Here is a 25,358-nt window from a genome sequence, read left to right as displayed (position 1 = left end):
TGCCTACCAGCGCGCCGGCAGCCGCCGCGGCCCGAGCACCAGGTGGCGAGCCTGCACCTGCAGCCAGCCGCCGCGCTCCAGGTCCTTCAGCAGGCGACTGATCATCTCCCGGGAGCAGCCGATGCGCGCGGCCAGCTCGGCGTGGGTCAGGCGCTCGGAGACGACGCGCTGCCCGTCCGGCAGGGGCTCGGCCAGCCCTTCCAGCAGGGCGGCGAGGCGGCCGTAGGTGTCCAGCAGGGCCATGCTTCGCGCGCTCGCCGTGGCCAGCCGGGCGCGGCGGATCAGCCGCTCGATCATCGTCAGCGCGAACTCGGGCTCGGCACGGATGTGGTCGCGAAGCGTCTGGCGCGTCAGGACCGCACAGGTGCACGCCGTCTCGGCCACCACGCTGGCCGACCGCGGCCCGCCGTCGAGGCTCATCTCGCCGAAATAGTCGCCCGGTGAGTGGATCGCGTAGACGATCTCGCGGCCCCGCCCGTCGCTGGAATACGCCCGGACCCGCCCGGCCAGCAGGAGGTACAGCGTGTCCCCCAGCGTCCCTTCCTCGATGATGAGCGTGCCCTTGCGGTAGCTCCGATGCACCCCTCGCGCCGCCAGAGTGCGCAGGGCCGGCGGCAGTGCGTCGTCAGGAAGGGGTGCAGGCGGGCTGGCCATGGAACCTGGGCCGGTGGGAGAACCCGGCCGTCGGCACCATGGTAGCCAACCCGTGCGCGCGTCACTGCAGGGTCATCCCCCTCAACGCGGTGACCATCGGTGGCAACGCGGCGACCTGGCGCACGAGCGCGCCGATGCTGCCCGTGCCGGTCTTCGTGCGGATCGCCCCGATCTGGGACCGCACGGTGGACAGGGCCACGCCCTGGATCTGGGCAATGGTCTTCGGGCTGTAGCCCTCGCAGAGCGCCTCGAGCACGCGCGCCTCGGCCGGCGTGAGACCCTGGTCCCGCGCGTACCACTGCGCCGTCAGATCGGGGCACAGGCGCCGCCTGCCGAACACCAGCAGCGTGAGGGCACCAACGGCCTCGTCCACCCCCATCGGCACCACCGCGACGCTGATCTGCCGGCAGCCCTGCCCCAGCGCGAGCAGCCTGCGCTTTCCGCGGCGTGCGGCCTCCGACAGCGCGTCGGCCAGCGGCGCCACGTCCTGGGTCATGCGCACCCGGAGCTGCCGGCCGAGCAGTTGCAGCGGGTGCGTGTCGTCCAGTTCGCTGCGCGCGAGGTGATTGGCATGCAGCACGATGCCGCCCTCGGCCAGTAACAGCATGCCGTAGTCGATCTCGTCGAGCATGCGGGCCATCCAGGGCGCGGCGCCGGCCGGGGGGTGGGCGGCGGCCGGGCCGGGCGCGGCGGGCGGGGCCTCGACGCCGGCCTGGGGCGACAGCGGATCGAAGAGCATGGCGGGTCCTCCTGCGTGGCGACCCCTGCACGGGTCGGCAGGGTGTGTCGTCACGATAGGAGCCGCCCCGTCGCGCGGGCGGTGAATCTGCACCGTCCAGGTTGTGACGGATTCACCTCCGCCCGGTGCGGTGCGGGCTCAGTCGCCGCGCAGCGCGTCCGCGGTGGCCGCGTCGGCGGCGAACAGGTGCTCGATGCGCAGCGACGCCAGCGTCACGTCCAGCGGGGCACCGAAGCTGCTGAACATGGAGAACAGGCGCAGTTCCCCGGCGCTCGAGCGCAGGCGCGTCAGCAGCAAGGGCGTGTGCACGGCCGGCGCCGGCCAGGGCGGCACGTCGGGCGCCAGGCGCTGCAGCCGCGCCGCCAGCGCCGGCACATGCTGCGCCTCGCGCCGCGCGCGGTGCAGCACCTCGCCGCAGACCTCGTCCTCGTTGATCAGGCAGCCGCGCAGGCCGGCCCCGCCGAGCAGCCAGTCCAGCAGGTTGGCCGGGCCCTCGGGCATGGGCAGTCCCAGCAGTGCCAGCAGGCGCTGCACGCCGGCATTGGCCATCACGAGGTTCCACTCGGCGTCGATCACCAGCGCCGGCGGGCTGCCCGGTGCGTGCAACATCTGCTGCAGGGCGTCGCGGGCCGGGCCCAGCTGCGGCGCGTCCAGCGCGTGCTGGCTGTAGGCCGGGGCCAGCCCGGCGGCCAGCAGCGCCGCATTGCGCTCGGGCAGCGGCGCGTCCAGCGCGTCGAGCAGGGCCAGCAGGGTGCCGCGCGAGGGCCGGGCCCGGCCGGTCTCGATGCAGCTCAGGTGGCGTTGCGACACGCCGGCGCGCAGGCCGAGCTCGAGCTGGCTGACGCGCCGCTGGCGGCGCAGGGCGGCAAGCGGATGCATGGGCCGCAGGATAGGGGAGCGCAGCGGTGGGCGCGATGACCCCGCAGGTCATTGCCGGCATGCCGTGGGGGCCCGACAGTGCGGTCCGTCGTCACTTCGAGGAGCATGCATGCGCTGGTTGTCGCCCCTGGTCTGGATCATTGCCCTGGCGTTCGGCGCCTTCTCGATCTGGGTCCTGCTGCAGGTGGGCTACCTGGGCATCTGGCAGGGCGGTTTCGCCAACATCGGCAGCACGCAGATCACGATCGACCTGGTGATCGCCTGCACGATCGCGATGGGCTTCGTGGCCCGCGAATGCCGCGCGCGCGGCCGGCCCTGGTGGCCCTGGATCGGGCTGACGCTCGCGGGCGGCTCGCTGGGCCTGCTGGCCTACCTGCTGTGGGGCCGTCGATGAGCCGCCGCCTGGCCATCGGCGCCGTGCTGCTGGTCACCGGTGGCGTGCACCTGCTGCCGCTGCTGGGCGTGCTGGGGGCCGCGCGGCTGGAACAGCTGTACGGTCTTCGCATCGAGAACCCGGACCTGCTGCTGATGATGCGCCACCGGGCCCTGCTGTTCGGCCTGCTGGGCGCGTTGCTGGTGGCCGCCGCGTTCCGGCCCGCATGGCAGGGCCTGGCGCTCGTGGCGGCCTGGGTCTCGGTGCTGGGCTTCGTGCTGCTGGCGCCGTCGGGCCTGGCGCCCGCGCTGCAGCGCGTGTGGTGGATCGACGTGGCCCTGCTGCCCCTGCTGGCCCTGGCCAGCGTGCTGTGGCTGGCGCCGGCCGCGCCGCGCGCCGCCGTCTGACCGAACGCCCCGGCGCGGCCGCCGCCGCGTCAGAGCTTGAAGTCGTAGTCGATCACCACCGGCGCGTGGTCGGAGAAGCGCTCGGCGAGGTAGATCTCCTCGCGCCGGGCCTTGGCGGCGATAGCGGGCGTGGCGAGGTGGTAGTCCAGCCGCCAGCCCACGTTCTTGGCGCGCGCCTGGCCGCGCTGGCTCCACCACGTGTACTGCTCGGGGCGGTCGTTGAGCGTGCGGAACACGTCCACCAGGCCGGCCTTGCCGAACAGCTTGTCGAGCCAGGCGCGTTCCTCGGGCAGGAAGCCGCTGTTCTTCTGGTTGCTCTTCCAGTTCTTGAGATCGATCTCCCTGTGCGCGATGTTCACGTCGCCCACGAGGATGAAGTCGCGCTCGGCCTTGAGCTTCACCAGGTGCGGGTACATCTTCGCCAGGAAGCGGAACTTGGCCTCCTGTCGCTCCGGGCCCGAGCTGCCGCTGGGGAAGTAGCAGCTGATCACGCTGAACTTGCGCTTCGCGGTGTCGTAGCGGGTCTCGACCCAGCGCCCCTCGGCGTCGAACTCGCGCGAGCCGAAGCCGATCTTCACGTCGCTGGGCGCCTTGCGCGTGAACAGGCCCACGCCCGAGTAGCCCTTCTTCTGCGCGAAGTGGTAGTGCCCGTCCAGGCCGGCCACCTGGTCGAAGCGGCCGGCCACGTCCTCGGCCTGGGCCTTGACCTCCTGCACGCCGATACAATCCGCGCCCGCCCGTTCCGCCCAGGCCACGAAGCCCTTGTCGGCCGCCGACCGGATGCCGTTGAGGTTGAGCGAGACGAGGCGAAACATGGCGCTCCGAGGGGAAGGTTCGATGACACAGCCGCAGCCGACTCAGCCCGCCGCAGACCCGCTGGCGCAGGAGTTCGTCCAGTTCGCCGTGCAGGCCGGGGTGCTGCGCTTCGGCGAGTTCAAGACCAAGGCCGGCCGGCTGTCGCCCTACTTCTTCAATGCCGGCGGCTTCGACGACGGGGACAAGCTGGGCCGCGTGGCGGGATTCTATGCACGCCGGCTGCTGGCCTCGGGCCTGCACTTCGACATGCTGTTCGGCCCGGCCTACAAGGGCATCACGCTGGCTTCGGCGGTGGCCGTCGAGCTGGCGCGGCTGGGCCGCAACGTGCCCTTCGCCTACAACCGCAAGGAGGCCAAGGACCACGGCGAGGGCGGCACCCTGGTGGGCGCGCCGGTGCGCGGCCGGGTGGTGATCGTGGACGACGTGGTCTCGGCCGGCACCTCGGTGCGCGAGTCGATCGCGATGATCTCGGCGGCCGGCGCCACGCCGGTCGGGGTGGCGATCGCGCTGGACCGGCAGGAAAAGGGCGCCGAGGGCGGGGTTGATCAACCGACCTCGGCAGTGCAGTACATCACGGCGCAGCTCCGGCTCGAGGTCTGCGCAATTGCGACCCTGTCAGACCTGTTGCACTATCTGCGCGTTACAAGTGACAGCTCGCTCACCCCGTACACCGAGGCCGTTGCGGCCTACCGGGAACGCTACGGCGTCTGAACTGTCCAACCAGCCCCAGCCGATGAACCGCTCTGCCCTTCGATTCGCCCCCCGGGCCGCGCTGGCGGCGCTTCTGGCCGCCGTGGCCGCGGGCGCCTGGGCGCAGGCCAGCCTGCGGCAGGTGTTCACCTGCACCAATGCCGCCGGCCGCACCCTCACGTCCGACCGGCTGATCGGCGAGTGCATGGACCGCGAGCAGCGCGTGCTGTCGGGCGACGGCACTCTGATCCGTATCGTGCCGCCGCAGCTCACCGCCGACGAGCGGGCCGAAAAGGAAGCGCGCGACCGCAAGGCGGCCGCCGAACGGGAGGCCCGCCTGGAGGCGGTGCGGCGCGACCGGCTGCTGCTGCAGCGCTTCCCGACCGAGGCCGAGCACCAGAAGGCGCGCACGTCGGCGCTGGAGGACGTGCGCGCGTCGATGCGGCTGTCCGAAACCCGCCTGGCCGAGCTGGAGCGCGAACGCAAGCCCCTGATCGACGAGACCGAGTTCTACAAGGGCAAGCAGTTGCCCTCGGCCCTGAAGGCCCAGCTCGACGCCAACGACGCCGCCGCGGCCGCCCAGCGCGACGCGCAGACGCAGCAGCGCGCCGAGCTGGAACGCATCGGCCGGCGCTACGACCTGGAACTGGCGCACCTCAAGCGCCTGTGGGCCGGTGCCGCGCCGGGGTCGATCGTGGTGATGGCCGGCGACACGCCGGCCGCCGACCCCAAGGCCGCGCGCCCGGCCCGCCCGTCGGCGTCGCAGAGCCGCTGACCCCGCGCCGGCGACCGCGGGTCAGCCGGCGAGCTTGCGGCGCAGCAGCTCGCCCGCCTGGGCGGGGTTGGCCTGGCCCTTGGACGCCTTCATCACCTGGCCGACCAGGGCGTTGAAGGCCTTGTCCTTGCCGGCGCGGAACTCCTCGACCGACTTCGCGTTGGCGGCGATCACGGCGTCGACGATGGCCTCGAGCGCGCCGCTGTCGTTCATCTGCTTCAGGCCGCGCGCGGCGATGACGGCGTCGACCTCGGCGCCCTCGCCCGACCACAGCGCGTCGAGCACCTGGCGCGCGCCGCTGTGGGACACGGTGCCGTCGACCACGCGGCCGATGAGCGCCGCCAGGGCGGCGGCCGGCACCGGGGCGGCGTCGATCTCGCGGCCCTCGGCGTTCAGGCGCTTGGACACCTCGCCCATCAGCCAGTTGGCCGCCAGCTTGGGCTGGCCGCAGGCGCTGCGCACCGCCTCGTAGTAGCGCGCGAAGGGCAGGCTCTGCGCCATCATGGCCGCGTCGTAGGCCGACAGGCCGTCGTCGCGCTCGAAGCGCGCAGCCATCGCCGCCGGCAGCTCGGGCATCGCCTCCAGCACGCGCTCGACCCAGTCGGGCGCGATCACCAGCGGCGGCAGGTCGGGGTCGGGGAAGTAGCGGTAGTCCTGTGCGTCTTCCTTGCTGCGCATGGCGCGGGTCTCGCCACTGTCGGGGTCGAACAGCACGGTGGCCTGCTCGATCGCCAGCCCGTCCTCCAGGCGGTCGATCTGCCACTGCACCTCGAAGTCGATTGCCTGCTGCAGGAAGCGGAAGCTGTTCAGGTTCTTGATCTCGCGCCGCGTGCCGTAGGGCTGGCCGGGGCGGCGCACCGACACGTTGGCGTCGCAGCGGAAGCTGCCTTCCTGCATGTTGCCGTCGCAGATGCCCAGCCACACCACCAGCGTGTGCAGCGCCTTGGCATACGCCACGGCCTCGGCCGAGCTGCGCAGGTCGGGCTCGGTGACGATCTCCAGCAGCGGCGTGCCGGCGCGGTTGAGGTCGATGCCGGACATGCCGTGGTAGTCCTCGTGCAGCGACTTGCCGGCGTCCTCCTCGAGGTGGGCGCGCGTCAGGCGCACGGTCTTGCGCACGTCGCCCACGACGATGTCCACCGAGCCGCCCTGCACCACGGGGATCTCGTACTGGCTGATCTGGTAGCCCTTGGGCAGGTCCGGGTAGAAGTAGTTCTTGCGCGCGAAGATCGACTGCGGCGCGATGCGCGCGCCCACGGCCAGGCCGAAGCGGATGGCGCGCTCGACCGCGCCGCGGTTCATCACCGGCAGCACGCCGGGCAGCGCCAGGTCCACCGCGCAGGCCTGGGTGTTGGGCGCGGCGCCGAACGCGGTGGGCGCGCCGCTGAAGATCTTGCTGGCGGTGGACAGCTGGGCGTGCGTCTCGAAGCCGATCACGACCTCCCAGCCGCGCACGAGTTGGGGCGCGCTCATGCGGCACCCCCCGGCGCCCGGGCGTGGAAGTCGGTGGCCTGCTGGAACGCGTGCGCCGCATGCAGCAGCCGGCCCTCGTCGAAGTAGTTGCCCACAAGCTGCAGGCCCACCGGCAGACCGCCCTCGCCGAAGCCCGCCGGCACGCTCATGCCGGGCAGGCCGGCCAGGCTGGCCGGCAGCGTGAAGATGTCGGCCAGGTAGGCCTTGACCGGGTCGTCGTCCTGCGCACCGAGCTTCCAGGCCACCGTGGGCGCCACCGGGCCGGCAATCACGTCGCACTGGCCGAAGCACTGCTGGAAGTCGTCGGCAATCATGCGGCGCAGCTTCTGCGCCTGCAGGTAGTAGGCGTCGTAGTAGCCGTGGCTGAGCACGTAGGTGCCGATCATGATGCGGCGCTTGACCTCCGCGCCGAAGCCCTCGGCCCGGCTCTTCTTGTACATGTCCATCAGGTCGGCATAGCGCTCGGCGCGGTGGCCGTAGCGCACGCCGTCGAAGCGGCCCAGGTTGGAGCTGGCCTCGGCCGGCGCGATGATGTAGTAGACGGGAATCGACAGCTCGGTGCGCGGCAGGCTCACGTCCACCAGCGTGGCGCCGAGCTTCTCGAACTCGGCCAGCGCGGCGCGCACCGCGCCGTCGACGTCGGCCGCCAGCGCGGCGGGGAAGAACTCCCTGGGCAGGCCGATGCGCAGGCCCGCCAGCGGCCGCGCCGCGGTGGCGCCCTCGCGCGGCGCGCGCATGCGGGCATGGAAGTCCTGCGGCGGGCGCTCGGCGCTGGTGGCGTCGCGCGCGTCGAAGCCGCTCATGGCCGACAGCAGCAGCGCGCAGTCCTCGGCGGAACGGGCCAGCGGGCCGGCCTGGTCGAGGCTGGAGGCGAAGGCCACCATGCCCCAGCGCGAGCACACGCCGTAGGTCGGCTTGATGCCGGTGATGCCGCAGAAGCTCGCGGGCTGGCGGATCGAGCCGCCGGTGTCGGTGCCGGTGGCCGCGGGCAGCAGCCGCGCGGCCACGGCCGCGGCCGAGCCGCCGGACGAGCCGCCCGGCACGCGCGCCGGGTCCCAGGGGTTGCGCACCGGGCCGTAGGCCGAGTTCTCGTTGGACGAGCCCATCGCGAACTCGTCGCAGTTGAGCTTGCCCAGGCTCACCGCACCGGCGGCGGCCAGGCGCTCGACCACGGTGGCGTCGAACGGGCTGGCATAGCGCGCCAGCATGCGCGAGCCGGCCGTCGTGGGCTGGCCGCGGGTGACGAAGATGTCCTTGTGCGCGATCGGCACGCCGGCCAGCGGGCCCAGGGCCTCGCCGGCCGCGCGGCGGGCGTCGACCGCCCGGGCGGCCGCCAGCGCGCCGTCGGTGTCGAGGTGGACGAAGGCGCCCAGCCCGGCCTGCGCCGTGGCACGGGCGGCGAGCTCGCGCACCGCCTCCTCGCTGGACAGCTCGCGCCGCGCCAGCGCCTGGCCGAGCGCGGCCACGCCCAGCGTGTGCACGGCAGCGCTCATTCGATCACCTTGGGCACGAGGTACAGGCCGTCCTCGACCGCCGGCGCGCTGGCCTGGTTGGCGCTGCGCTGGTCGGGTTCGGTGACGGCGTCGTCGCGCAGGCGCAGCGCGGCGGGCTGCACCGCGGCCAGCGGCGTGTACAGCGGCTCGACGCCGCGCGTGTCGACAGCGCTCATCTGCTCGACGATGCGGAAGAAGCCATTGAGCTGGCCGAGCATCGCGTCGGATTCGGCCGGGCTCAGTTCGAGACGGGCCAGATGCGCGATGCGGCTCACGTCGGCGGGGGTCAGCGACATGTTGAAACGGGGTGCAAAGGTGAAACCGGCAGTGCATTCCCGCACGGGAGGCCGGAGGGCTTGGGGTATTATCCCCGCCCATCGACGAACCCTCGCCCGCTCAGTGCGGCCGGGGGTTTTCTTGCAAGTGCGGCCTCACCCAGGGCCACGGTTCCCCGCCATGTTCGCATCGTTCCGTCGCTACGTTTCCACCGACCTGGCCATCGACCTCGGGACGGCCAACACGCTGATCTACGTGCGCGGCAAGGGCATCGTGCTGGACGAGCCCTCCGTCGTCGCCATCCGCCACGAGGGCGGCCCCAACGGCAAGAAGACGATCCAGGCCGTGGGCGCCGAGGCCAAGGCCATGCTGGGCAAGGTGCCGGGCAACATCGAGGCCATCCGCCCCATGAAGGACGGCGTCATCGCCGACTTCACGGTGACGGAGCAGATGCTCAAGCAGTTCATCAAGATGGTCCACCCGCGCTCGCTGCTGCGGCCGAGCCCCCGGATCATCATCTGCGTGCCCTGCGGCAGCACCCAGGTCGAGCGCCGCGCCATCCGCGAGAGCGCGCTCGGCGCCGGCGCCAGCGAGGTCTACCTGATCGAGGAGCCGATGGCCGCGGCGATCGGCGCCGGCCTGCCGGTGGCCGAGGCCTCCGGCTCGATGGTGGTGGACATCGGCGGCGGCACCACCGAGGTGGGCGTCATCTCGCTGGGCGGCATGGTCTACAAGGGTTCGGTGCGGGTGGGCGGCGACAAGTTCGACGAAGCCATCATCAACTACATCCGCCGCAACTACGGCATGCTGATCGGCGAGCCGACGGCCGAGGCGATCAAGAAGGAGATCGGCTCCGCGTTCCCCGGCAGCGAGGTGCGCGAGATGGAAGTCAAGGGCCGCAACCTCAGCGAAGGCGTGCCGCGCAGCTTCACCATCAGCAGCAACGAGATCCTCGAGGCGCTGACCGACCCGCTGAACCAGATCGTCTCCAGCGTGAAGAACGCGCTCGAGCAGACCCCGCCCGAGCTGGGTGCCGACATCGCCGAGCGCGGCATGATGCTTACCGGCGGCGGTGCGCTGCTGCGCGACCTGGACCGCCTGCTGGCGGAAGAGACCGGCCTGCCCGTGCTGGTCGCCGAGGACCCGCTGACCTGCGTGGTGCGCGGCTGCGGCATGGCGCTCGAGCGCATGGAACGCCTGGGCTCGATCTTCACGTCCGAATGACCCCCGGGGCCTGACGTGCCCCTCGGCACCCTCGACCGCACTCCGCCGCCCTTCTTCCGCCAGGGCTACTCGGCGTTCACGAAGCTGGTGTTCTTCACCGCGCTGTCGGTGTTCCTGATGGTGGCCGACACGCGCATGCAGGTGGTGGCCCCGGTGCGCGCGGCGATCGCCGCGGCGCTGGCGCCGATCCAGCGCGCGCTGCTGGTGCCGGTGGACATGGTCGTCGGCGGCAGCGACTACTTCCGCGGCCTGGCCAGCGCGCTGGCCGGGGAGGACGCCGCGCGGCGCCAGCTCGCGCAGCAGGCCGAGCGCGCGCTCGCCGCCGACCGGCTGGCCGCGGAGAACAGGGAACTGCGCGGCCTGCTCGGCCTGGCCCCGTCGCTGACGGTGCGCTCCCAGGCGGCCCAGGTGATGTACGAGGCGGCCGACCCGTTCTCGCGCCGCATCTACATCGACCGCGGCCTGAACCAGGGCCTCGTGCTCGGCGCGCCGGTGGTCACCGAGGCCGGGGTGATCGGCCAGGTCACCCGCGTGTACCCGCTGTCGGCCGAGGTGATGCTGCTCACCGACCGCGACGCCGCGATCCCGCTGCTGAACGTTCGCACGCAGCAGCGTGCCGCGGCCTTCGGTGGCGTGGCGCAGGGCAGCGCGATGGAGCTGCGCTTCGTGGCCACCAACGCCGACGTGCAGGTGGGCGACCTGCTGCACACGTCGGGCGTGGACGGCGTCTATCCGGCCGGGCTGCCGGTGGCGCGGGTGACCGCGGTGGACCGCCAGGCCGAGGGCGCCTTCGCGCGCATCACGCTGGCGCCGGTGGCCGCGGTGGACGGCGTGCGCCACGTGCTGGTGCTCGAGCCGCTGCGGGTGCAGCTGCCGCCGCCGCCTGCCGCCGAGCCGGCGTCGGCGCCGCGCGCACCGGTGAGGGCGCGCAAGTGAGGCCGGCCGCCGCCACCCCGGCGCGCGCCCCCGCAAGGTGGAGGGCGCCGCGATGAGCCTGATGCCGCGCGGCGACCCGCTGCTGCTGCCCGCCAACCCGTTCTTCATCCTGGTGACGCTGCTGCTGGCGCTGGCCTTCAACATGCTGCCGCTGGGCCGCAGCCCCTGGCTGCCGGACCTGCTGGCGCTGACACTGGCCTTCTGGGCGGTGCACCAGCCGCGCCGCGTCGGCGTCGGCGTGTCGTTCTTCTTCGGCCTGGCGATGGACGTGCACCAGGGCTCGCTGCTGGGACAGCATGCGCTGGCCTATGCGCTGCTGGCCTTCGCGGCCATCGCGCTGCACCGGCGCATCCTGTGGTTCCCGGTGCTGCAGCAGTCGGCCCAGGTGCTGGCATTGTTCCTCGCGGCGCACCTGGTGTCGCTGGTGGTGCGGCTGGCCGCCGGCGACCTGTTCCCGGGCTGGTCCTTCTTCATCGCGCCCTGCCTGGAAGCCGCGCTGTGGCCCGTGGCCACCTTCGTGCTGCTGGCGCCGCAGCGCCGCGCGCCCGACCCGGACGAGAACCGCCCGCTGTAGCCATGACCGAGCTGCGCGACGTCGAACGCGAACTGGACGGCTTCCGTGCGCGCCTGATCGCCGCGGCGCTGTTCGTGCTGTTCTGCTTCGGGCTGCTGGTGGCGCGGCTGGTGTACCTGCAGGTGATCCAGCACGAGAAGCTCGCCACCCAGGCCGAGGCCAACCGCGTGGCGGTGGTGCCGGTGGTGCCCAACCGCGGGCTGATCGTCGACCGCAACGGCGTGGTGCTGGCCGACAACTACTCGGCCTACACGCTGGAGATCACGCCGTCGCGGCTGACGCAGCCGCTGGACGAGACCATCGACGCGCTGGCCGAGGTGATCGACATCACCGCGCGCGACCGCCGCCGCTTCAAGCGCCTGCAGGACGACAGCAAGAGCTTCGAGTCGCTGCCCATCCGCACCAAGCTCAGCGACGAGGAGGTGGCGCGCTTCGTGGCGCAACGCTTCCGCTTCCCGGGCGTGGACGTCAAGGCGCGGCTGTTCCGCAACTACCCGCTGGGCGCCACCGGCAGCCACCTGCTGGGCTACATCGGCCGCATCAACCAGGCCGAGAAGGCGCAGCAGGAGGAGTGGCCCGAGGAGGACGTGGCCAACTACCGTGGCACCGAGTACATCGGCAAGCTGGGCATCGAGCAGGCCTACGAGCGCGAACTGCACGGCCGCACCGGCGTCGAGCAGGTGGAGACCAGCGCCGGCGGCCGCGCCGTGCGGCGCCTGTCGCACCAGCCGCCCACGCCCGGCAACACGCTGGTGCTGTCGGTGGACATCAAGCTGCAGGCCCTGGTGGAGCAGCTCTTCGGCGAGCGCCGCGGCGCGCTGGTGGCAATCGACCCGCGCAACGGCGAGGTGCTGGCCTTCGTCAGTAAGCCCACCTTCGACCCCAACCTGTTCGTCGACGGCATCGACGCCGACAGCTGGCGCGAGCTCAACGAGGACATCGACAAGCCGCTGCTCAACCGCGCGCTGCGAGGCACCTATCCGCCGGGCTCGACCTACAAGCCCTTCATGGCGATGGCGGCGCTGAACAGCGGCAAGCGCGGGCCCAACACCATCATCCAGGACAACCTCACGTTCAGCTTCGGCGGCCGCGTGTTCGGCAGCCCGGAGAGCGACCGCCCCGGGCCGAAGGACATGCGGCTGGCGATCGTCGGCTCGAGCAACGTGTACTTCTACACCCTGGCCAACGAGATGGGCGTGGACCTGATCCACGACGAGCTCAAGCCCTTCGGCTTCGGCCGCCGCACCGAGATCGACCTGCTGGGCGAGGTCACCGGCGACCTGCCGTCCACCGAGTGGAAGCGGCGCCGGTTCTCCAAGCCCGAGCACCAGAAGTGGTACGCCGGCGAGACGATCTCGCTGGGCATCGGCCAGGGCTACAACAACTTCACCATGCTGCAGCTGGCGTCGGCCACCGCCACGCTGGCCAGCGGCGGGCAGCGCTACAAGCCGCGCCTGGTCAGCCGCATCGACGACGTGGTGACGAACCAGCAGCGACGCGTGGCCAGCGACGCGCTCGACCCGCTGCCGCTCAAGCCCGAGCAGGTGGCCGTGATCCTCGACGCGATGGGCGGCGTGCCCAAGGAGGGCACCTCGCGGGCGGCCTTCGCCGGCGCCGCCTACACCAGCGGCGGCAAGACCGGCACCGCGCAGGCCATCGGCCTGAAGGCGGGCGAGAAGTACAGCCAGATCAAGGCCGACGAGCGCAAGCGCGACCACTCGCTGTACGTGGCCTTCGCGCCGCTGGAGGCGCCCACGGTGGCGCTGGCGGTCATCGTCGAGAACGCGGGCTTCGGCTCCACCTCGGCGGCGCCGATCGCGCGGCGCGTGTTCGACTACCTGCTGCAGGGCCAGTACCCGAGCGAGGAGGACATCGTGGCCACGCGCGAGGGCCGTGCCACCGCGCCGGTGGGCAAGCCGCGCACGGCCGCCGACGTGCCGCTGGCCGTCATCGCGGGCGGCACCGCGCCATGAGGAGCCCGCGTCGATGAGCACGATCTTCGAGCAGCCGTCGCTGTGGCAGCGCGTGCGGCCGGTGCTGTTCAGCTTCGACGGGCCGCTGTCCACCGCGGTGCTGCTGCTGGCCGCGCTCGGCCTGCTGTCGATGTACTCGTCGGGCTTCGACCACGGCACGCGCTTCGTCGACCACGCGCGCAACATGACGATCGCGGTGGTGCTGATGTGGGCCGTGTCGCAGGTGCCGCCGCACCGGCTGATGGCGCTGGCGGTGCCGCTGTACACCGTGGGCGTGGTGCTGCTGATCGCCACCGCGCTGTTCGGCATCAGCCGCAAGGGCGCCACGCGCTGGCTGCACGTCGGCTTCACCGTGATCCAGCCCAGCGAGCTGCTCAAGCTGGCCACGCCGATGATGCTGGCGTGGTGGTTCCAGCGCTGCGAGGGCCGGCTGCGCATCCCGGAGTGGGTGGTCGCGGCGGTGATCCTGCTGGTGCCTTTCCTGCTGGTGGCCAAGCAGCCCGACCTCGGCACCGGCATCCTGATCCTGTCGGCCGGCCTGTATGTGCTGTTCTTCGCCGGCCTGTCGTGGAAGCTGATCGTGCCGGTGATGGCCCTGGGCGGCGCGGGCATCGTCGCGCTGATCGTGACCGAGCCCACGATCTGCGCCCCCGGCGTGGACTGGCCGCTGCTCAAGGAGTATCAGCAGCACCGCGTCTGCACCCTGCTGGACCCCGGCAAGGACCCGCTGGGCAAGGGCTTCCACATCATCCAGGGCATGATCGCCATCGGCTCGGGCGGCCTCACCGGCAAGGGCTTCATGCAGGGCACGCAGACGCACCTGGAGTTCATCCCCGAGCGCACCACCGACTTCATCTTCGCGGCGTTCGCCGAGGAGTTCGGCCTGCTCGGCGCGCTGGTGCTGCTGCTGGCGTTCACCTTCTTCATCTTCCGCGGCCTGATGATCGCCGCCGACGCGCCGACGCTGTTCGCGCGCCTGCTGGCCGGGTCGATCACGCTGTCGGTGTTCACCTACGTGTTCGTCAACATGGGCATGGTCAGCGGCATCCTGCCGGTGGTGGGCATCCCGCTGCCCTTCGTCAGCTACGGCGGCACGGCGATGGTGACGCTGGGCACGGCCATCGGCATCCTGATGTCGATCGCGCGCAGCCAGCGCCTGATGCAGAGCTAGCGCCGGACTACCCGGGCTGCATCGGCAGCCGCACGCTGACCCGCGTGCCGGGCGACGGACCGCGCGGCTGGGTCGGCTCGATCTCGACCGAGCCGCCCTGGCGCTCCGCGATCTCGCGCACGATGGCCAGGCCCAGGCCCGAGCCGTCGACCTCGGTGCCCAGCGCGCGGTAGAAGGGCTGGAACACCAGCTCGCGCTCGGCCTCGGGGATGCCGGGGCCGTTGTCCTCGACCTGCAGCACGACCACCTTGCCGTAGGGGTCGGGCAGCAGGCGCACGGTGACGGTGCCGCCGCCGGGCGTGTACTGCACGGCGTTGTCCACCAGGTTGCGGATCAGCTCGCGCACCAGCACCGGCTCGCCGAGCATGCGCGGCGCCGCGTCGTCGCCGGCGGCCGGGCCCTCGTAGCCCAGGTCCAGGCCCTTGGCCAGCGCCCGCGGCACGAAGTCGTGCACGGTCTCGGTGGCCAGGGCCGTCAGGTTGAACGACTGCACGCGGCGCACCTCGCCGCCGTCCTCGGCCCGGGCCATCGACAGCAGCTGGTTGACCATGTGCGCGGCGCGCTGGGACGAGCGCGCGATCTGCTGCAGCGATCGCTTCACCGCCTTGGGGTCGCCCTGCTCGACGTCGCGCTGGGCCAGCTCGGCCTGCATGCGCAACCCCGCCAGCGGTGTCTTGAGCTGGTGCGCCGCGTCGGCCAGGAAGTGCTTCTGCGCCCGCAGCGACCGGTCCAGCCGCCCGAGCAGCTCGTTGATCGCACCCACCAGCGGGCTCACCTCCTCGGGGGCGGCGCGCTCGTCGATCGGCGACAGGTCGCCCACCGCCCGCTTGCGGATGCGGCGCTGGAGCTGGTCCAGCGGGCGCAGGCCGCGCATCAGCGCGAACCACACCAGCACCACCGCCAGCGGCAGGATCGCGAACTGCGAGAACATCACGCCGCGGGCGATCTCGGTGGCCAGCTGCGACCGCTTGTCCAGCGTCTCGGCCACCTGCACCAGCGGCGGCGTCGAGCCGCCGCCGACCGGCAGGGGGATCCACAGGTAGGCCACCCGCACGGTGCGGCCGTCGAGGTCGTCGTCGCGGAAACGCACCTCGCCGTCGGCCTGCGGCGGCTCGTCGGGCACCGGCAGCTCGCGGTCGCCGGCGATGCGCTCGCCGCGCGTGCCCAGCACCAGGAAGTAGAACTGGTCCGGCTGGTCGCCGCGCAGGATCGCCGCCGAGGCGTCGGTCAGCGCGATGCGCGCCACCGGGTTGGCGCCGCGAGCGTCGGGCATCAGCGTGACGCGGCGCGACAGCGTGCGCGCGGTCTCGCCCAGCTCGCGGTCGAACGGCCGGTTGGCGATGTTCTGCGCCGACAGCCAGATGATCACCACCGACATCGGCCACAGCAGCAGCAGCGGCACCAGCAGCCAGTCGAGGATGTCCCCGAACAGCGAGCGCTGGGGCCGGGTGTCGGTCGCCGGGGCGTCGTCGGCGCTCACGCGCTCAGCCGGCAATCTTTTCCAGGCAGTAGCCCAGGCCGCGCACCGTGGCGATGCGGATCGGGCCCTGCTCGATCTTCTTGCGCAGCCGGTGGATGTAGACCTCGATGGCGTTGTTGCTCACCTCGTCGCCCCACTCGCACAGCCGCTCGACGAGCTGGTCCTTGCTGACCAGGCGGCCGGCGCGCTGCAGCAGCACTTCCAGCAGCGAGATCTCGCGTGCCGACAGGTCGATCATCTGGTCGTTGATGTAGCACACGCGCCCGGTGGCGTCGAACGACAGCGGCCCGTGCTTGAGCACGCTGCTGGCCGTGCCCAGGCCGCGCCGCATCAGCGCCCGCACCCGCGCCTCCAGTTCCTGCAGCGAGAACGGCTTGGCCATGTAATCGTCGGCACCCAGGTCCAGGCCCTTGACACGCTGGTCGACGCTGTCGGCCGCGGTCAGGATCAGCACCGGCGTCGTGGCGCCGCGCGCGCGGTACTTCCGCAGCACCTCGAAGCCGTGCATCTTGGGCAGCCCCAGGTCGAGGATGACGAGGTCAAACTCGTGCGACGCCAGCGCGGCGTCGGCCTCGTTGCCCGACGCGACGTGGTCGGCCGCATAGCCCGCGGCCCGCAGCGACCGCAGCAGGCCATCGGCCAGCACCTGGTCGTCCTCGGCGATCAAGACTCGCATCGGCCGTCTCCTCTTGGCTCTTTGGAGCCGATTCTATGAACCGCGGGCCCGCCGGGGTTGACGAAGGCGGGTACCTGTACGAATATCCAGTTGTCGCGCATAATCGCGCCGCCCCCCAAACCACCCGCCGGAGACCCCATGGACGCCCCCGTCAAAGCCCTCAACACCGAGAAAGCCAAGGCCCTTCAGGCGGCGCTGGCGCAGATCGAAAAGCAGTTCGGCAAGGGCTCCATCATGCGCCTGGGCGACGGCGAGGCGGTGGAAGCCATCGAAGCCGTGTCCACCGGCTCGCTCGGCCTGGACATCGCCCTGGGCATCGGCGGCCTGCCGCGCGGCCGCGTGGTCGAGATCTACGGCCCGGAATCCAGCGGCAAGACCACGCTCACGCTGCAGGTCATCGCCGAGATGCAGAAGACCGGCGGCACCTGCGCCTTCATCGACGCCGAGCATGCCCTGGACACCGGCTACGCTCAAAAGCTCGGCGTCAACCTGCAGGAACTGCTGATCTCCCAGCCCGACACCGGCGAGCAGGCGCTCGAGATCGTCGACGCCCTGGTGCGCTCCGGCTCGATCGACCTCGTCGTGGTGGACTCGGTGGCCGCGCTCACGCCCAAGGCCGAGCTCGAAGGCGAGATGGGCGACAGCCTGCCCGGCCTGCAGGCCCGACTGATGAGCCAGGCCCTGCGCAAGCTCACCGCCACGATCAAGAAGACCAACACCATGGTCATCTTCATCAACCAGATCCGCATGAAGATCGGCGTGATGTTCGGCAACCCCGAAACCACCACCGGCGGCAATGCGCTCAAGTTCTACGCCTCGGTGCGCCTGGACATCCGCCGCACCGGCAGCATCAAGAAGGGCGAGGAAGTCATCGGCAGCGAGACCAAGGTCAAGGTCGTCAAGAACAAGGTCAGCCCGCCGTTCAAGACCGCCGAGTTCGACATCCTCTACGGCGAAGGCATCAGCCGCGAGGGCGAGATCATCGACATGGGCGTCAACGCCAAGGTGCTCGACAAGAGCGGCGCCTGGTACGCCTACAACGGCGAGAAGATCGGCCAGGGCAAGGACAACGCCCGCGAATTCCTGCGCGAGAACCCCGAGCTGGCCGTCGAGATCGAGAACAAGGTCCGCGAGTCGATGGGCATCCCGCTGCTGCCCACGGCCGGCGCCGACGGCGCCTGAGGCCGGCCGCTCACGGAGGCCGGCGGCGATGGCGCCGCCCCTGTCGCTGAAGGCCCGCGCGCTGCAGTGGCTGGCGCAGCGCGAGCACAGCCGCGCCGAGTTGCGGCGCAAGCTGATGCGCGCTGCGCGCCAGCGCGACCGGGCCGCGGCAGAGCAGGCCGCCGCCTCTGAGGCGGCGCCGCCCCTCGATGCCGATCCCGGGCCGGAAGTCGACGCGCTGCTCGACTGGCTCGCGGCCCGGCACTACCTGAGCGAAGCCCGCTTCGTCGAGTCGCGGGTGCATGCGCGGGCCGCACGCTACGGCAACCGCCGCATCGCCCAGGAACTGGCGCAGCATGGCGCCACGCTCGACGAGGCCACCGCCGGGCGCCTGAAGGCCACCGAGCTCGACCGCGCCCGCGCCGTATGGCAACGCAAGTTCGACGGCGCCGTCGAGGTCGACGCGGCCGGGCGTGCCCGCCAGATGCGCTTTCTCGCCGGACGCGGCTTCTCGGCCGACGTGATCCGCCGCGTCGTGCAGGCCCGGGGCGACGACGACCCGCCGGGTGACTGACGCGTCGCTGACACGGTTTTGGTGCGCCGCACCATGCTAAATTCGCCCGCGCCCGCAACCGCCTCCGACAGCGGCGCCTACTGCGCCGCGACCGCCCCATGAAAATCCACGAATACCAAGGCAAGGAAGTCCTGCGCCAGTACGGCGTGCCCGTACCGCGCGGCTATCCCGCGTTCTCCGTCCGCGAGGCCTCCGAGGCCGCGCAGAAGCTCGGCGGCAGCGTCTGGGTCGTCAAGGCCCAGATCCACGCCGGCGGCCGCGGCAAGGGCGGCGGCGTCAAGCTCGCCCGCTCGATGCCCGAGGTCGAGACGCTGGCCGGCCAGATCCTGGGCATGCAGCTCAAGACGCACCAGACCGGGCCCGAAGGCCAGAAGGTGCGCCGCCTGCTGATCGAGGAAGGCGCCGACATCAAGAAGGAGTACTACCTCGCCGCGCTCACCGACCGGGCGACGCAGAAGGTGGCGATCATGGCCAGCAGCGAAGGCGGCATGGACATCGAGGAAGTGGCGCACAAGACGCCCGAGAAGATCATCAAGGTGTTCGTCGACCCGGCCACCGGCCTGACCGACGCGCAGGCCGGCGAGCTGGCCGACGGCATCGGCGTGCCCGCCGCGAGCAAGGCGCAGGCCGTCGACGTGTTCAAGAAGCTCTACGCCTGCTACATGGGCACCGACGCCAGCCTGGCCGAGATCAACCCGCTGATCCTCGAAGGCAACGGCAACATCAAGGCCCTGGACGCGAAGTTCAACTTCGACAGCAACGCGCTGTTCCGCCACCCCGAGATCGTGGCCTACCGCGACCTCGACGAGGAGGACCCGGCCGAGATCGAGGCCAGCAAGTTCGACCTCAGCTACATCAGCCTGGACGGCAACATCGGCTGCCTGGTCAACGGCGCCGGCCTGGCCATGGCCACGATGGACACCATCAAGCTGTTCGGCGGCGAGCCGGCCAACTTCCTGGACGTCGGCGGCGGCGCCACCGCCGAGAAGGTGACCGAGGCCTTCAAGATCATGCTCAAGAACAAGAGCGTGAAGGGCATCCTGGTCAACATCTTCGGCGGCATCATGAAGTGCGACACCATCGCCGAGGGCGTGATCGCCGCGTGCAAGGCGGTGAACCTGTCCGTGCCGCTGGTGGTGCGCATGAAGGGCACCAACGAGGACCTGGGCAAGAAGATGCTCAAGGAATCGGGCCTGCCGATCATCAGTGCCGACACGATGGCCGAAGCGGCCACCAAGATCGTCGCCGCCGTCAAGTAAGGGTCCGTCATGAGCATCCTGATCAACAAGAACACGCGCGTCATCACGCAGGGCATCACCGGCAAGACGGGCCAGTTCCACACCCGCATGTGCCGCGACTACGCCAACGGCAAGAACTGCTTCGTCGCCGGCGTCAACCCCAAGAAGGCCGGCGAGGACTTCGAAGGCATCCCCATCTACGCCAGCGTCAAGGACGCCAAGGCCCAGACCGGCGCCACCGTCAGCGTGATCTACGTGCCGCCGGCGGGCGCCGCCGCGGCCATCTGGGAGGCCGTCGAGGCCGACCTCGACCTGGCCATCTGCATCACCGAGGGCATCCCCATCAAGGACATGCTCGAGGTGCGCAACCGCATGAAGGCCAAGGAGGCCGCGGGCGGCAAGAAGACGCTGCTGCTGGGCCCCAACTGCCCGGGCACGATCACGCCCGAGGAGATCAAGATCGGCATCATGCCGGGCCACATCCACCGCAAGGGGCGCATCGGCGTGGTGTCGCGCTCGGGCACGCTCACCTATGAGGCGGTGGCGCAGCTGACCGAGATCGGCCTGGGCCAGAGCAGCGCCGTGGGCATCGGCGGCGACCCGATCAACGGCCTGAAGCACATCGACGTGATGCGCATGTTCAACGACGACCCGGACACCGACGCCGTGATCATGATCGGCGAGATCGGCGGGCCGGACGAGGCCGAGGCCGCGCGCTGGTGCAAGGCCCACATGAAGAAGCCCGTGGTCGGCTTCATCGCCGGCGTCACCGCCCCCCCGGGCAAGCGCATGGGCCACGCCGGCGCGCTGATCTCCGGCGGCGCCGACACCGCCGACGCCAAGCTGGCCATCATGGAGGAGTGCGGGTTCACGGTGACGCGCAACCCGTCCGAGATGGGCCGCCTGCTCAAGTCGCTGCTCTGAACTGAGACTCGGCCCTGGGCCACCCGCGACGGGGCCTGGGCGCCGAACCCGCCGGGCGTGACAAACCGCACGCTTTCGGCCCGCCGCAGCGGGCCGGGTGGCGTGCTAACGTGGACCGCACCCTGCATCCACGCCCATGTCGGCCCCGACAAGCTCCTGGTTCGCGCGCTGGACCGGCCGGCGCCGACCCGCCGCGCCCCAGCCGGGCCAGCCCTGGCCGGCCAGCCGCTGGCCCGCCGGCACCGTGCTCAACGGCGTGCGCATCGAGCGCCTGATCGGCCGCGGCGCCTCGGCCGCCGTGTATGGCGCGATCGACGAGGCCAGCGGCGAGGCCGTGGCGCTGAAGATCCTCGACCCGCAACCCGACGCCGACCTTCGCGCGGCCTCGCTCGACGCGGCGCGCCGCGCCAGCGAGCTGGTGCATCCGAACATCGTGCGCGTGCATGGCGGCGGCGAGTTCGCCACCAGCGTGTTCGTGGTGATGGAGCTGCTGCAAGGCAGCGACCTGTCGCGCTACGCCCGGGCCGACCGGCTGCTGCCCGAGGCCGCGGTGCTGGAGGTGGCCGAGCAGCTGGCCCACGCGCTGGCGCATGCGCACCGCCAGGGCGTGGTGCACCGCGACGTCAAGCCGGCCAATGTCGTGTACGACCCGGCGGCACGGCGCGCGGTGCTGACCGACTTCGGCCTGTCGCGGGCGCCGGACGCCCAGTCCACCCGCAGCGGCGTGATGCTGGGCTCGCCGGCCTACATGGCGCCCGAGCTGCTGGCCGGCGCCCGGCCGGACGGCCGCAGCGACATGTACGCGCTGGGGGTGCTGGTGTTCGAGCTGCTGACGGGCCGCCCGCCGTTCGACGAGCCGGGGCTGGGGGCGCTGCTGCAGGCCGTGGCGACGCGGCCGCCGCCGCCGCTGGCGTCGGTGCGCCCGGCCCTGGCCGAGCCCGCCGCGCTGGACGAGCTGCTGGCGCCGCTGCTGGCCAAGGACCCGGCCGAGCGCCCCTTCGATGGCGACGCCTGGGCCGCCCAGGCACGGCTGCAGCGGCTGTGGCTGTGCGCACCCCCCGCGTTCTGAGCGTCGGGCCAGTGCCGTTTGACGCGGGCAAACACCACGAACGGGCGGCGGCCGGCCCGGCCCGGACGGGGCCGGCGCACCCGGGCAAGGCACAATCGCCTTCGCCTCCAACCGCGCCCCGCACCGACGGGCGCCGACGTCCAGAACCATCCGCCGTGCCGCAGCCCCACCTGTCTATCGAGTTCTTCTGCGCGACGGACACCGGCCGCGCGCGTTCGAACAACGAGGACTCCGTCACCGTCGACCACGGCAATTCGCTGGCCGTGCTGGCCGACGGCATGGGCGGCTACAACGCCGGCGAGATCGCCAGCGGCATGGCCACCACCTTCATCCAGCGCGAGCTGGGGCGCTGGCTCGAGGAGGTGGGCGACTCGGCCACCGACCCCGAGGTGCGCCGGGCGATGGACATCTGCGTCGACAACGCCAACCGGGCCATCTTCAATGCCGCCAACGCCAACCCGCAGTACGCCGGCATGGGCACCACGCTGGTGGTGGCGGTGTTCCGCGGTACGCGCGTGCTGATCGGCCACGTGGGCGACTCGCGCGCCTACCGGCTGCGCGGCGGGCGCCTGATGCAGGTCACGCGCGACCATTCGCTGCTGCAGGAGCAGATCGACGCCGGCCTGATCACGCCCGAGCAGGCCAGCTTCTCGGCCAACAAGAACCTCGTCACGCGCGCCGTGGGCGTGGAGGACACCGTGCTGCTGGAGATCCACCAGCACGAGGTGCATCCGGGCGACCTGTACCTGATGTGCTCCGACGGCCTGTCGGACATGCTCGACGACGAGACCCTGTCGCAGTTGCTGCAGGCCCACGAATCCCTCGATGAAGCCGGCGCGGCCCTGATCGCGGCCGCCAACGATGCAGGCGGCAAGGATAATATCGCCATCATCCTGGCCCGCGCGCCGGGCAGCCCGGCCGCCAGCACCAAGTCCTGGTGGGCACCCTTCCGACGCTGAGCACAACTAGACGGGACAACGAGGACTCGAACATGGGCAAGCTGGTGGTCTCGCTCGATGGCGTGGTGATCAAGGAAGTCCAGATCACCAAGGACAAGACGACCCTCGGTCGCCGCCCCTACAACGACATCGTCATCGACAACCTGGCGGTCAGCGGCGAGCACGCCGTGCTGCAGATGGTGGGCGCCGACGTCTTCATCGAGGACCTCAACAGCACCAACGGCACCTACATCAACGGCAAGGCCGTCAAGAAGCAGCTGCTGGCGCACAACGACACCGTCGAGATCGGCAAGTACAAGATCAAGTACCTGGTCGAGGACGGCGTCGACTACGAGAAGACGATGATCATGAAGCCCGGCGGCGCCGCCGTCGGGGGCGGTTCGGTGGGCTCGGCCGACCGCGCCACGTTCTCGCACACGATGCCGTCGTCGAACTCCGGCTTCGGCGGCCTGGCCAGTTCGCCCGGCAGCGCGGCCATCAAGGTGCTCAACGGCGCCGCGGCCGGCCGCGAGGTGATGCTCACCAAGGTCGTCACCACGGTGGGCAAGCCCGGCGTGCAGGTGGCCTCGATCACCAAGCGGCCCGGTGGCTACGTGCTGGCGCATGTCGAAGGCTCGGCGCGGCCCACGGTCAACGGCTCCCAGCTGGCGGGCGACTCGGCCCAGCTGCGCAACGGCGACGTGATCGAGCTGGCCGGCACCCAGATGCAGTTCATCCAGCTCTGACGCGCGCCGCGCGCGGCGCCGTGGAGTCGGTCACGTAGACGCCCGGGCCTGCGCCGGGCAGGGTGTCGGAGCCGGGGACAATCCCGTCATGCAGATCCGTGTGCTCGGGTGTTCCGGCTCCATCGCCGCCGGCAGCCGCACCACCTCCTTCCTCCTCGACGACGACGTGCTGGTGGACGCCGGCACGGGCGTGGGCGACCTCACGCTCGACGAGCTGACGCGCATCGATCACGTGCTGGTGACGCACTCGCACCTGGACCATGTGCTGGGCATCGGGCTGCTGGCCGACAGCGTCTCGCGCCGGCGCCACGGCCGCCCGCCGATCCGCGTGCACGCCCTGCCGGCCACGCTCGACGCGCTGCGCACGCACATCTTCAACGGCGCCATCTGGCCCGATTTCACGCGCCTGCCCAGCGCCGAGCATCCGCTGCTGGAGTTCGTGCCGTTCTCGATCGGCGAGAGCCTCGTGCTCGGCGCGCGCCGGGCCGAGGTGCTGCCGGCCGAGCACACCGTGCCGGCGGTCGGTTTCGCGATCACCGGGCCGGCGCCGACGCCGGGTGCGTGGGTGTTCACGGGCGACACCGGCCCGAATCCCGCGCTGTGGCGCCGCCTGACCGGCATGACGATCGCCCACCTCGTGATCGAGACCGCCTTCAGCGACGACGAGCAGCAGCTGGCGCGCATCAGCAACCACCTGTGCCCGACGACCCTGGCCAAGGAGCTGTCCCGCCTGGAGGGCGAGGTCGCGGTGCACATCACCCACATCAAGCCGGGCGAGGTGGACGCGGTGATGTCGCAGATCGGCGCGCTGCCGATGCGCCATGCCTGCCAGGCCCTGGCCACCGGCCAGGTCTTCGAGCTCTGACCCGGCGCCTGCCGCCGCCTATCATCCGGACCGTGCAGGACAGCGCCTTTCTCGACGTCGACCGCCATGGCGTGCTGCGCGTGCCGGGCATGTTGTGGCTCGGCTTCGCGGTGATGGCGCGCTACTGGATCCTGATCATCATCGTCACCGCGTCCGCGCGCCGCTCCCAGCAGTCGGTGCTGCTGCTGGGCGAGGGCGGCTTCTCCTGGGCCTGGCTGCTGGTGCAGCTGCCGATCGTGCTGCTGATGGCGGCAGGTTTCCAGCGCGTGCCCAGCGCCGGCCGCTGGGCGCGCGAAGTCTGGCGCCGAGGCCGCGCCATCGTGACCCTGGCCGCCCTGCTCAACCTCGGCTGGACGGCGCACATCCTCTGGTACGCCGACGACTGGGCCCTGTGGCCCGAGCTGTTCCTCGCCAGCTGCGTGCTGATCGACATCGCCGTGGCGCTGGCCGTCTGGCGCGACCGCTTCTTCGCGCAGCTGTTCAGCGAGTTCCCGGCCCCCGAGGCCGACCCCTCCAAGGAGCCCCGCCCGTGATCCGCATCTTCATCGGCTTCGACGAGCGCGAGACCGTCGCCTGGCACGTGCTGTCGCACAGCATCCTGGCGCGGTCGTCGCAGCCCGTGGCCTTCACGCCGCTGGCGCTGGGCAACCTGCAGGGCGTGTTCACGCGCCAGCGCGAGTCGCTGCAGTCCACCGACTTCAGCTTCTCGCGCTTCCTGACGCCCTGGCTGTCGGGCTACGAGGGCTGGTCGCTGTTCATGGACTGCGACATGCTGGTGCTGCGCGACATCGCCGAACTGTGGGCGCTGCGCGACGACCGCTACGCCGTGATGTGCGTGCAGCACGACCACCGCCCGCGCGAGTCGGTCAAGTTCCTCAACCAGCCGCAGACACCCTACGGCAAGAAGAACTGGAGCAGCGTGATGCTGTTCAACAACGCGCGCTGCAAGGCGCTGACGCCGGAGTACGTCAACACCGCCACCGGCCTGCAGCTGCACCAGTTCAAGTGGCTCGGCGACGACAGCCTGATCGGCTCGATCCCCGCCGCGTGGAACCACCTCGTGGGCTACAGCGACCCGATGCCCGACGCGGCCAACGTGCACTACACGCTCGGCGGGCCGTACTTCGAGGAGTACCTCGACTGCGAGCATGCCAAGGCCTGGCTCGACGAGCGCCAGGCGATGCTGCGCGTGGACCAGCGTCCGCGCAGCAAGGCCTGAAGCGGCGCCAGCCCC

The 25,358-nt window shown here is 71.3% G+C and carries 28 protein-coding genes; 19 read left to right on the top strand and 9 right to left on the bottom strand.

Annotated features, from left to right (window positions below):
* Positions 1–3: 3 nt before the first annotated feature.
* From AC2EAQ_RS12895 to AC2EAQ_RS12885, 3 genes are all read right to left on the bottom strand, one after another.
* Positions 4–654, bottom strand: a complete 651-nt coding sequence (locus AC2EAQ_RS12895) for a Crp/Fnr family transcriptional regulator (RefSeq protein ID WP_484644516.1) — start codon at positions 652–654, stop codon at positions 4–6.
* Positions 655–715: 61 nt separating this feature from the next.
* Positions 716–1,393 (bottom strand): helix-turn-helix transcriptional regulator, encoded by a 678-nt coding sequence (locus AC2EAQ_RS12890; RefSeq protein WP_484644514.1) that lies wholly within the window; start codon positions 1,391–1,393, stop codon positions 716–718.
* Between the two features lie 138 nt (positions 1,394–1,531).
* Complete coding sequence (locus AC2EAQ_RS12885) at positions 1,532–2,272, bottom strand: helix-turn-helix domain-containing protein (protein WP_484644512.1); 741 nt, start codon at positions 2,270–2,272, stop codon at positions 1,532–1,534.
* A gap of 109 nt (positions 2,273–2,381) precedes the next feature.
* Between AC2EAQ_RS12885 and AC2EAQ_RS12880 the strand changes: the two genes are divergently transcribed.
* Both AC2EAQ_RS12880 and AC2EAQ_RS12875 read left to right on the top strand, forming a co-directional pair.
* Entirely contained in the window at positions 2,382–2,666 is a 285-nt protein-coding gene (locus AC2EAQ_RS12880) for a hypothetical protein (RefSeq protein WP_484644510.1), read from the top strand.
* Complete coding sequence (locus tag AC2EAQ_RS12875) at positions 2,663–3,052, top strand: phosphopantetheine adenylyltransferase (RefSeq protein ID WP_484644508.1); 390 nt, start codon at positions 2,663–2,665, stop codon at positions 3,050–3,052. The genes AC2EAQ_RS12880 and AC2EAQ_RS12875 overlap by 4 nt, the downstream gene beginning before the upstream one ends.
* A gap of 29 nt (positions 3,053–3,081) precedes the next feature.
* Here the strand turns inward: AC2EAQ_RS12875 and AC2EAQ_RS12870 are convergent, their stop codons facing one another.
* The gene (locus AC2EAQ_RS12870; protein ID WP_484644506.1) at positions 3,082–3,867 is read right to left on the bottom strand and encodes an exodeoxyribonuclease III; all 786 of its coding nucleotides are present in this window, start codon (positions 3,865–3,867) and stop codon (positions 3,082–3,084) included.
* A 22-nt stretch (positions 3,868–3,889) separates the two neighbouring features.
* Between AC2EAQ_RS12870 and pyrE the strand changes: the two genes are divergently transcribed.
* Both pyrE and AC2EAQ_RS12860 read left to right on the top strand, forming a co-directional pair.
* Positions 3,890–4,579 (top strand): orotate phosphoribosyltransferase, encoded by a 690-nt coding sequence (pyrE, locus tag AC2EAQ_RS12865; RefSeq protein ID WP_484644502.1) that lies wholly within the window; start codon positions 3,890–3,892, stop codon positions 4,577–4,579.
* Positions 4,580–4,601: 22 nt separating this feature from the next.
* On the top strand, positions 4,602–5,333 hold the full coding sequence (locus tag AC2EAQ_RS12860; protein ID WP_484644500.1) for a hypothetical protein: 732 nt from the start codon (positions 4,602–4,604) through the stop codon (positions 5,331–5,333).
* A gap of 21 nt (positions 5,334–5,354) precedes the next feature.
* Here the strand turns inward: AC2EAQ_RS12860 and gatB are convergent, their stop codons facing one another.
* Genes gatB through gatC form a run of 3 tightly spaced genes read right to left on the bottom strand, consistent with a single transcriptional unit; the run spans position 5,355 to position 8,595 of the window.
* The gene (gene gatB / locus AC2EAQ_RS12855) at positions 5,355–6,806 is read right to left on the bottom strand and encodes an Asp-tRNA(Asn)/Glu-tRNA(Gln) amidotransferase subunit GatB (RefSeq protein WP_484644496.1); all 1,452 of its coding nucleotides are present in this window, start codon (positions 6,804–6,806) and stop codon (positions 5,355–5,357) included.
* Positions 6,803–8,299, bottom strand: coding sequence for an Asp-tRNA(Asn)/Glu-tRNA(Gln) amidotransferase subunit GatA (gene gatA / locus AC2EAQ_RS12850; protein WP_484644494.1), 1,497 nt, complete (start codon positions 8,297–8,299; stop codon positions 6,803–6,805). Before gatA ends, gatB begins: the two co-directional genes overlap by 4 nt.
* Positions 8,296–8,595: an Asp-tRNA(Asn)/Glu-tRNA(Gln) amidotransferase subunit GatC gene (gene gatC / locus AC2EAQ_RS12845; RefSeq protein ID WP_484644489.1), complete on the bottom strand. Its 300-nt coding sequence runs from the start codon at positions 8,593–8,595 to the stop codon at positions 8,296–8,298. The genes gatA and gatC overlap by 4 nt, the downstream gene beginning before the upstream one ends.
* Before the next feature lie 160 nt (positions 8,596–8,755).
* Between gatC and AC2EAQ_RS12840 the strand changes: the two genes are divergently transcribed.
* From AC2EAQ_RS12840 to rodA, 5 genes are read left to right on the top strand one after another with little or no spacing between them, the layout of a single operon-like run.
* Positions 8,756–9,799: a rod shape-determining protein gene (locus tag AC2EAQ_RS12840; protein ID WP_484644483.1), complete on the top strand. Its 1,044-nt coding sequence runs from the start codon at positions 8,756–8,758 to the stop codon at positions 9,797–9,799.
* A gap of 15 nt (positions 9,800–9,814) precedes the next feature.
* The gene (gene mreC, locus AC2EAQ_RS12835) at positions 9,815–10,735 is read left to right on the top strand and encodes a rod shape-determining protein MreC (RefSeq protein ID WP_484644479.1); all 921 of its coding nucleotides are present in this window, start codon (positions 9,815–9,817) and stop codon (positions 10,733–10,735) included.
* A gap of 52 nt (positions 10,736–10,787) precedes the next feature.
* Positions 10,788–11,309 carry a rod shape-determining protein MreD gene (gene mreD, locus AC2EAQ_RS12830; protein ID WP_484644476.1) on the top strand — a complete coding sequence of 174 codons (522 nt, stop codon included), beginning with the start codon at positions 10,788–10,790 and terminating at the stop codon, positions 11,307–11,309.
* 2 nt (positions 11,310–11,311) lie between these two features.
* Positions 11,312–13,282: a penicillin-binding protein 2 gene (mrdA, locus tag AC2EAQ_RS12825; RefSeq protein WP_484644471.1), complete on the top strand. Its 1,971-nt coding sequence runs from the start codon at positions 11,312–11,314 to the stop codon at positions 13,280–13,282.
* Positions 13,283–13,295: 13 nt separating this feature from the next.
* Positions 13,296–14,453, top strand: a complete 1,158-nt coding sequence (rodA, locus tag AC2EAQ_RS12820) for a rod shape-determining protein RodA (protein WP_484644466.1) — start codon at positions 13,296–13,298, stop codon at positions 14,451–14,453.
* Positions 14,454–14,460: 7 nt separating this feature from the next.
* Here rodA and AC2EAQ_RS12815 read toward each other — a convergent pair whose 3' ends face one another.
* Positions 14,461–15,933 carry a sensor histidine kinase gene (locus AC2EAQ_RS12815; protein ID WP_484644461.1) on the bottom strand — a complete coding sequence of 491 codons (1,473 nt, stop codon included), beginning with the start codon at positions 15,931–15,933 and terminating at the stop codon, positions 14,461–14,463.
* 4 nt (positions 15,934–15,937) lie between these two features.
* Positions 15,938–16,609 (bottom strand): response regulator, encoded by a 672-nt coding sequence (locus AC2EAQ_RS12810; RefSeq protein WP_484644457.1) that lies wholly within the window; start codon positions 16,607–16,609, stop codon positions 15,938–15,940.
* 138 nt (positions 16,610–16,747) lie between these two features.
* Between AC2EAQ_RS12810 and recA the strand changes: the two genes are divergently transcribed.
* The 10 genes from recA to AC2EAQ_RS12760 all read left to right on the top strand — a co-directional run bounded on the left by recA (position 16,748) and on the right by AC2EAQ_RS12760 (position 25,343).
* Positions 16,748–17,791: a recombinase RecA gene (gene recA / locus AC2EAQ_RS12805; protein WP_484644451.1), complete on the top strand. Its 1,044-nt coding sequence runs from the start codon at positions 16,748–16,750 to the stop codon at positions 17,789–17,791.
* Between the two features lie 28 nt (positions 17,792–17,819).
* Entirely contained in the window at positions 17,820–18,344 is a 525-nt protein-coding gene (locus AC2EAQ_RS12800) for a regulatory protein RecX (protein WP_484644448.1), read from the top strand.
* Between the two features lie 98 nt (positions 18,345–18,442).
* Positions 18,443–19,603 carry an ADP-forming succinate--CoA ligase subunit beta gene (gene sucC, locus AC2EAQ_RS12795; protein ID WP_484644446.1) on the top strand — a complete coding sequence of 387 codons (1,161 nt, stop codon included), beginning with the start codon at positions 18,443–18,445 and terminating at the stop codon, positions 19,601–19,603.
* A gap of 9 nt (positions 19,604–19,612) precedes the next feature.
* A complete protein-coding gene (gene sucD, locus AC2EAQ_RS12790; protein ID WP_484644443.1) occupies positions 19,613–20,506 on the top strand; it encodes a succinate--CoA ligase subunit alpha in 894 nt (297 codons plus the stop codon).
* A gap of 136 nt (positions 20,507–20,642) precedes the next feature.
* The gene (locus AC2EAQ_RS12785; protein WP_484644439.1) at positions 20,643–21,575 is read left to right on the top strand and encodes a serine/threonine-protein kinase; all 933 of its coding nucleotides are present in this window, start codon (positions 20,643–20,645) and stop codon (positions 21,573–21,575) included.
* 170 nt (positions 21,576–21,745) lie between these two features.
* Positions 21,746–22,534: a Stp1/IreP family PP2C-type Ser/Thr phosphatase gene (locus tag AC2EAQ_RS12780; protein WP_484644851.1), complete on the top strand. Its 789-nt coding sequence runs from the start codon at positions 21,746–21,748 to the stop codon at positions 22,532–22,534.
* Between the two features lie 32 nt (positions 22,535–22,566).
* Complete coding sequence (locus AC2EAQ_RS12775; protein ID WP_484644850.1) at positions 22,567–23,259, top strand: FHA domain-containing protein; 693 nt, start codon at positions 22,567–22,569, stop codon at positions 23,257–23,259.
* 88 nt (positions 23,260–23,347) lie between these two features.
* Positions 23,348–24,124, top strand: coding sequence for an MBL fold metallo-hydrolase (locus AC2EAQ_RS12770; RefSeq protein WP_484644436.1), 777 nt, complete (start codon positions 23,348–23,350; stop codon positions 24,122–24,124).
* A gap of 32 nt (positions 24,125–24,156) precedes the next feature.
* Entirely contained in the window at positions 24,157–24,657 is a 501-nt protein-coding gene (locus AC2EAQ_RS12765; protein WP_484644430.1) for a DUF2919 family protein, read from the top strand.
* Positions 24,654–25,343: a glycosyltransferase gene (locus AC2EAQ_RS12760; RefSeq protein WP_484644426.1), complete on the top strand. Its 690-nt coding sequence runs from the start codon at positions 24,654–24,656 to the stop codon at positions 25,341–25,343. Before AC2EAQ_RS12765 ends, AC2EAQ_RS12760 begins: the two co-directional genes overlap by 4 nt.
* Positions 25,344–25,358 lie beyond the last annotated feature (15 nt).

The organism is Aquabacterium sp. T101, assembly GCF_057219775.1.
The sequence above is the reverse complement of the archived record's forward strand: the minus strand, read 5'-3'. Positions and strand labels throughout refer to the sequence as shown.

Excerpts from the sequence above, each read along its gene's own strand:
- AC2EAQ_RS12895 (WP_484644516.1), bottom strand. The coding sequence starts at position 654 with ATGGCCAGCCCGCCTGCACCCCTTCCTGACGACGCACTGCCGCCGGCC.
- AC2EAQ_RS12890 (WP_484644514.1), bottom strand. The coding sequence starts at position 1,393 with ATGCTCTTCGATCCGCTGTCGCCCCAGGCCGGCGTCGAGGCCCCGCCC.
- AC2EAQ_RS12885 (WP_484644512.1), bottom strand. The coding sequence starts at position 2,272 with ATGCATCCGCTTGCCGCCCTGCGCCGCCAGCGGCGCGTCAGCCAGCTC.
- AC2EAQ_RS12880 (WP_484644510.1), top strand. The coding sequence starts at position 2,382 with ATGCGCTGGTTGTCGCCCCTGGTCTGGATCATTGCCCTGGCGTTCGGC.
- AC2EAQ_RS12875 (WP_484644508.1), top strand. The coding sequence starts at position 2,663 with ATGAGCCGCCGCCTGGCCATCGGCGCCGTGCTGCTGGTCACCGGTGGC.
- AC2EAQ_RS12870 (WP_484644506.1), bottom strand. The coding sequence starts at position 3,867 with ATGTTTCGCCTCGTCTCGCTCAACCTCAACGGCATCCGGTCGGCGGCC.
- pyrE (WP_484644502.1), top strand. The coding sequence starts at position 3,890 with ATGACACAGCCGCAGCCGACTCAGCCCGCCGCAGACCCGCTGGCGCAG.
- AC2EAQ_RS12860 (WP_484644500.1), top strand. The coding sequence starts at position 4,602 with ATGAACCGCTCTGCCCTTCGATTCGCCCCCCGGGCCGCGCTGGCGGCG.
- gatB (WP_484644496.1), bottom strand. The coding sequence starts at position 6,806 with ATGAGCGCGCCCCAACTCGTGCGCGGCTGGGAGGTCGTGATCGGCTTC.
- gatA (WP_484644494.1), bottom strand. The coding sequence starts at position 8,299 with ATGAGCGCTGCCGTGCACACGCTGGGCGTGGCCGCGCTCGGCCAGGCG.
- gatC (WP_484644489.1), bottom strand. The coding sequence starts at position 8,595 with ATGTCGCTGACCCCCGCCGACGTGAGCCGCATCGCGCATCTGGCCCGT.
- AC2EAQ_RS12840 (WP_484644483.1), top strand. The coding sequence starts at position 8,756 with ATGTTCGCATCGTTCCGTCGCTACGTTTCCACCGACCTGGCCATCGAC.
- mreD (WP_484644476.1), top strand. The coding sequence starts at position 10,788 with ATGAGCCTGATGCCGCGCGGCGACCCGCTGCTGCTGCCCGCCAACCCG.
- mrdA (WP_484644471.1), top strand. The coding sequence starts at position 11,312 with ATGACCGAGCTGCGCGACGTCGAACGCGAACTGGACGGCTTCCGTGCG.
- rodA (WP_484644466.1), top strand. The coding sequence starts at position 13,296 with ATGAGCACGATCTTCGAGCAGCCGTCGCTGTGGCAGCGCGTGCGGCCG.
- AC2EAQ_RS12810 (WP_484644457.1), bottom strand. The coding sequence starts at position 16,609 with ATGCGAGTCTTGATCGCCGAGGACGACCAGGTGCTGGCCGATGGCCTG.
- recA (WP_484644451.1), top strand. The coding sequence starts at position 16,748 with ATGGACGCCCCCGTCAAAGCCCTCAACACCGAGAAAGCCAAGGCCCTT.
- AC2EAQ_RS12800 (WP_484644448.1), top strand. The coding sequence starts at position 17,820 with ATGGCGCCGCCCCTGTCGCTGAAGGCCCGCGCGCTGCAGTGGCTGGCG.
- sucC (WP_484644446.1), top strand. The coding sequence starts at position 18,443 with ATGAAAATCCACGAATACCAAGGCAAGGAAGTCCTGCGCCAGTACGGC.
- sucD (WP_484644443.1), top strand. The coding sequence starts at position 19,613 with ATGAGCATCCTGATCAACAAGAACACGCGCGTCATCACGCAGGGCATC.
- AC2EAQ_RS12785 (WP_484644439.1), top strand. The coding sequence starts at position 20,643 with ATGTCGGCCCCGACAAGCTCCTGGTTCGCGCGCTGGACCGGCCGGCGC.
- AC2EAQ_RS12775 (WP_484644850.1), top strand. The coding sequence starts at position 22,567 with ATGGGCAAGCTGGTGGTCTCGCTCGATGGCGTGGTGATCAAGGAAGTC.
- AC2EAQ_RS12770 (WP_484644436.1), top strand. The coding sequence starts at position 23,348 with ATGCAGATCCGTGTGCTCGGGTGTTCCGGCTCCATCGCCGCCGGCAGC.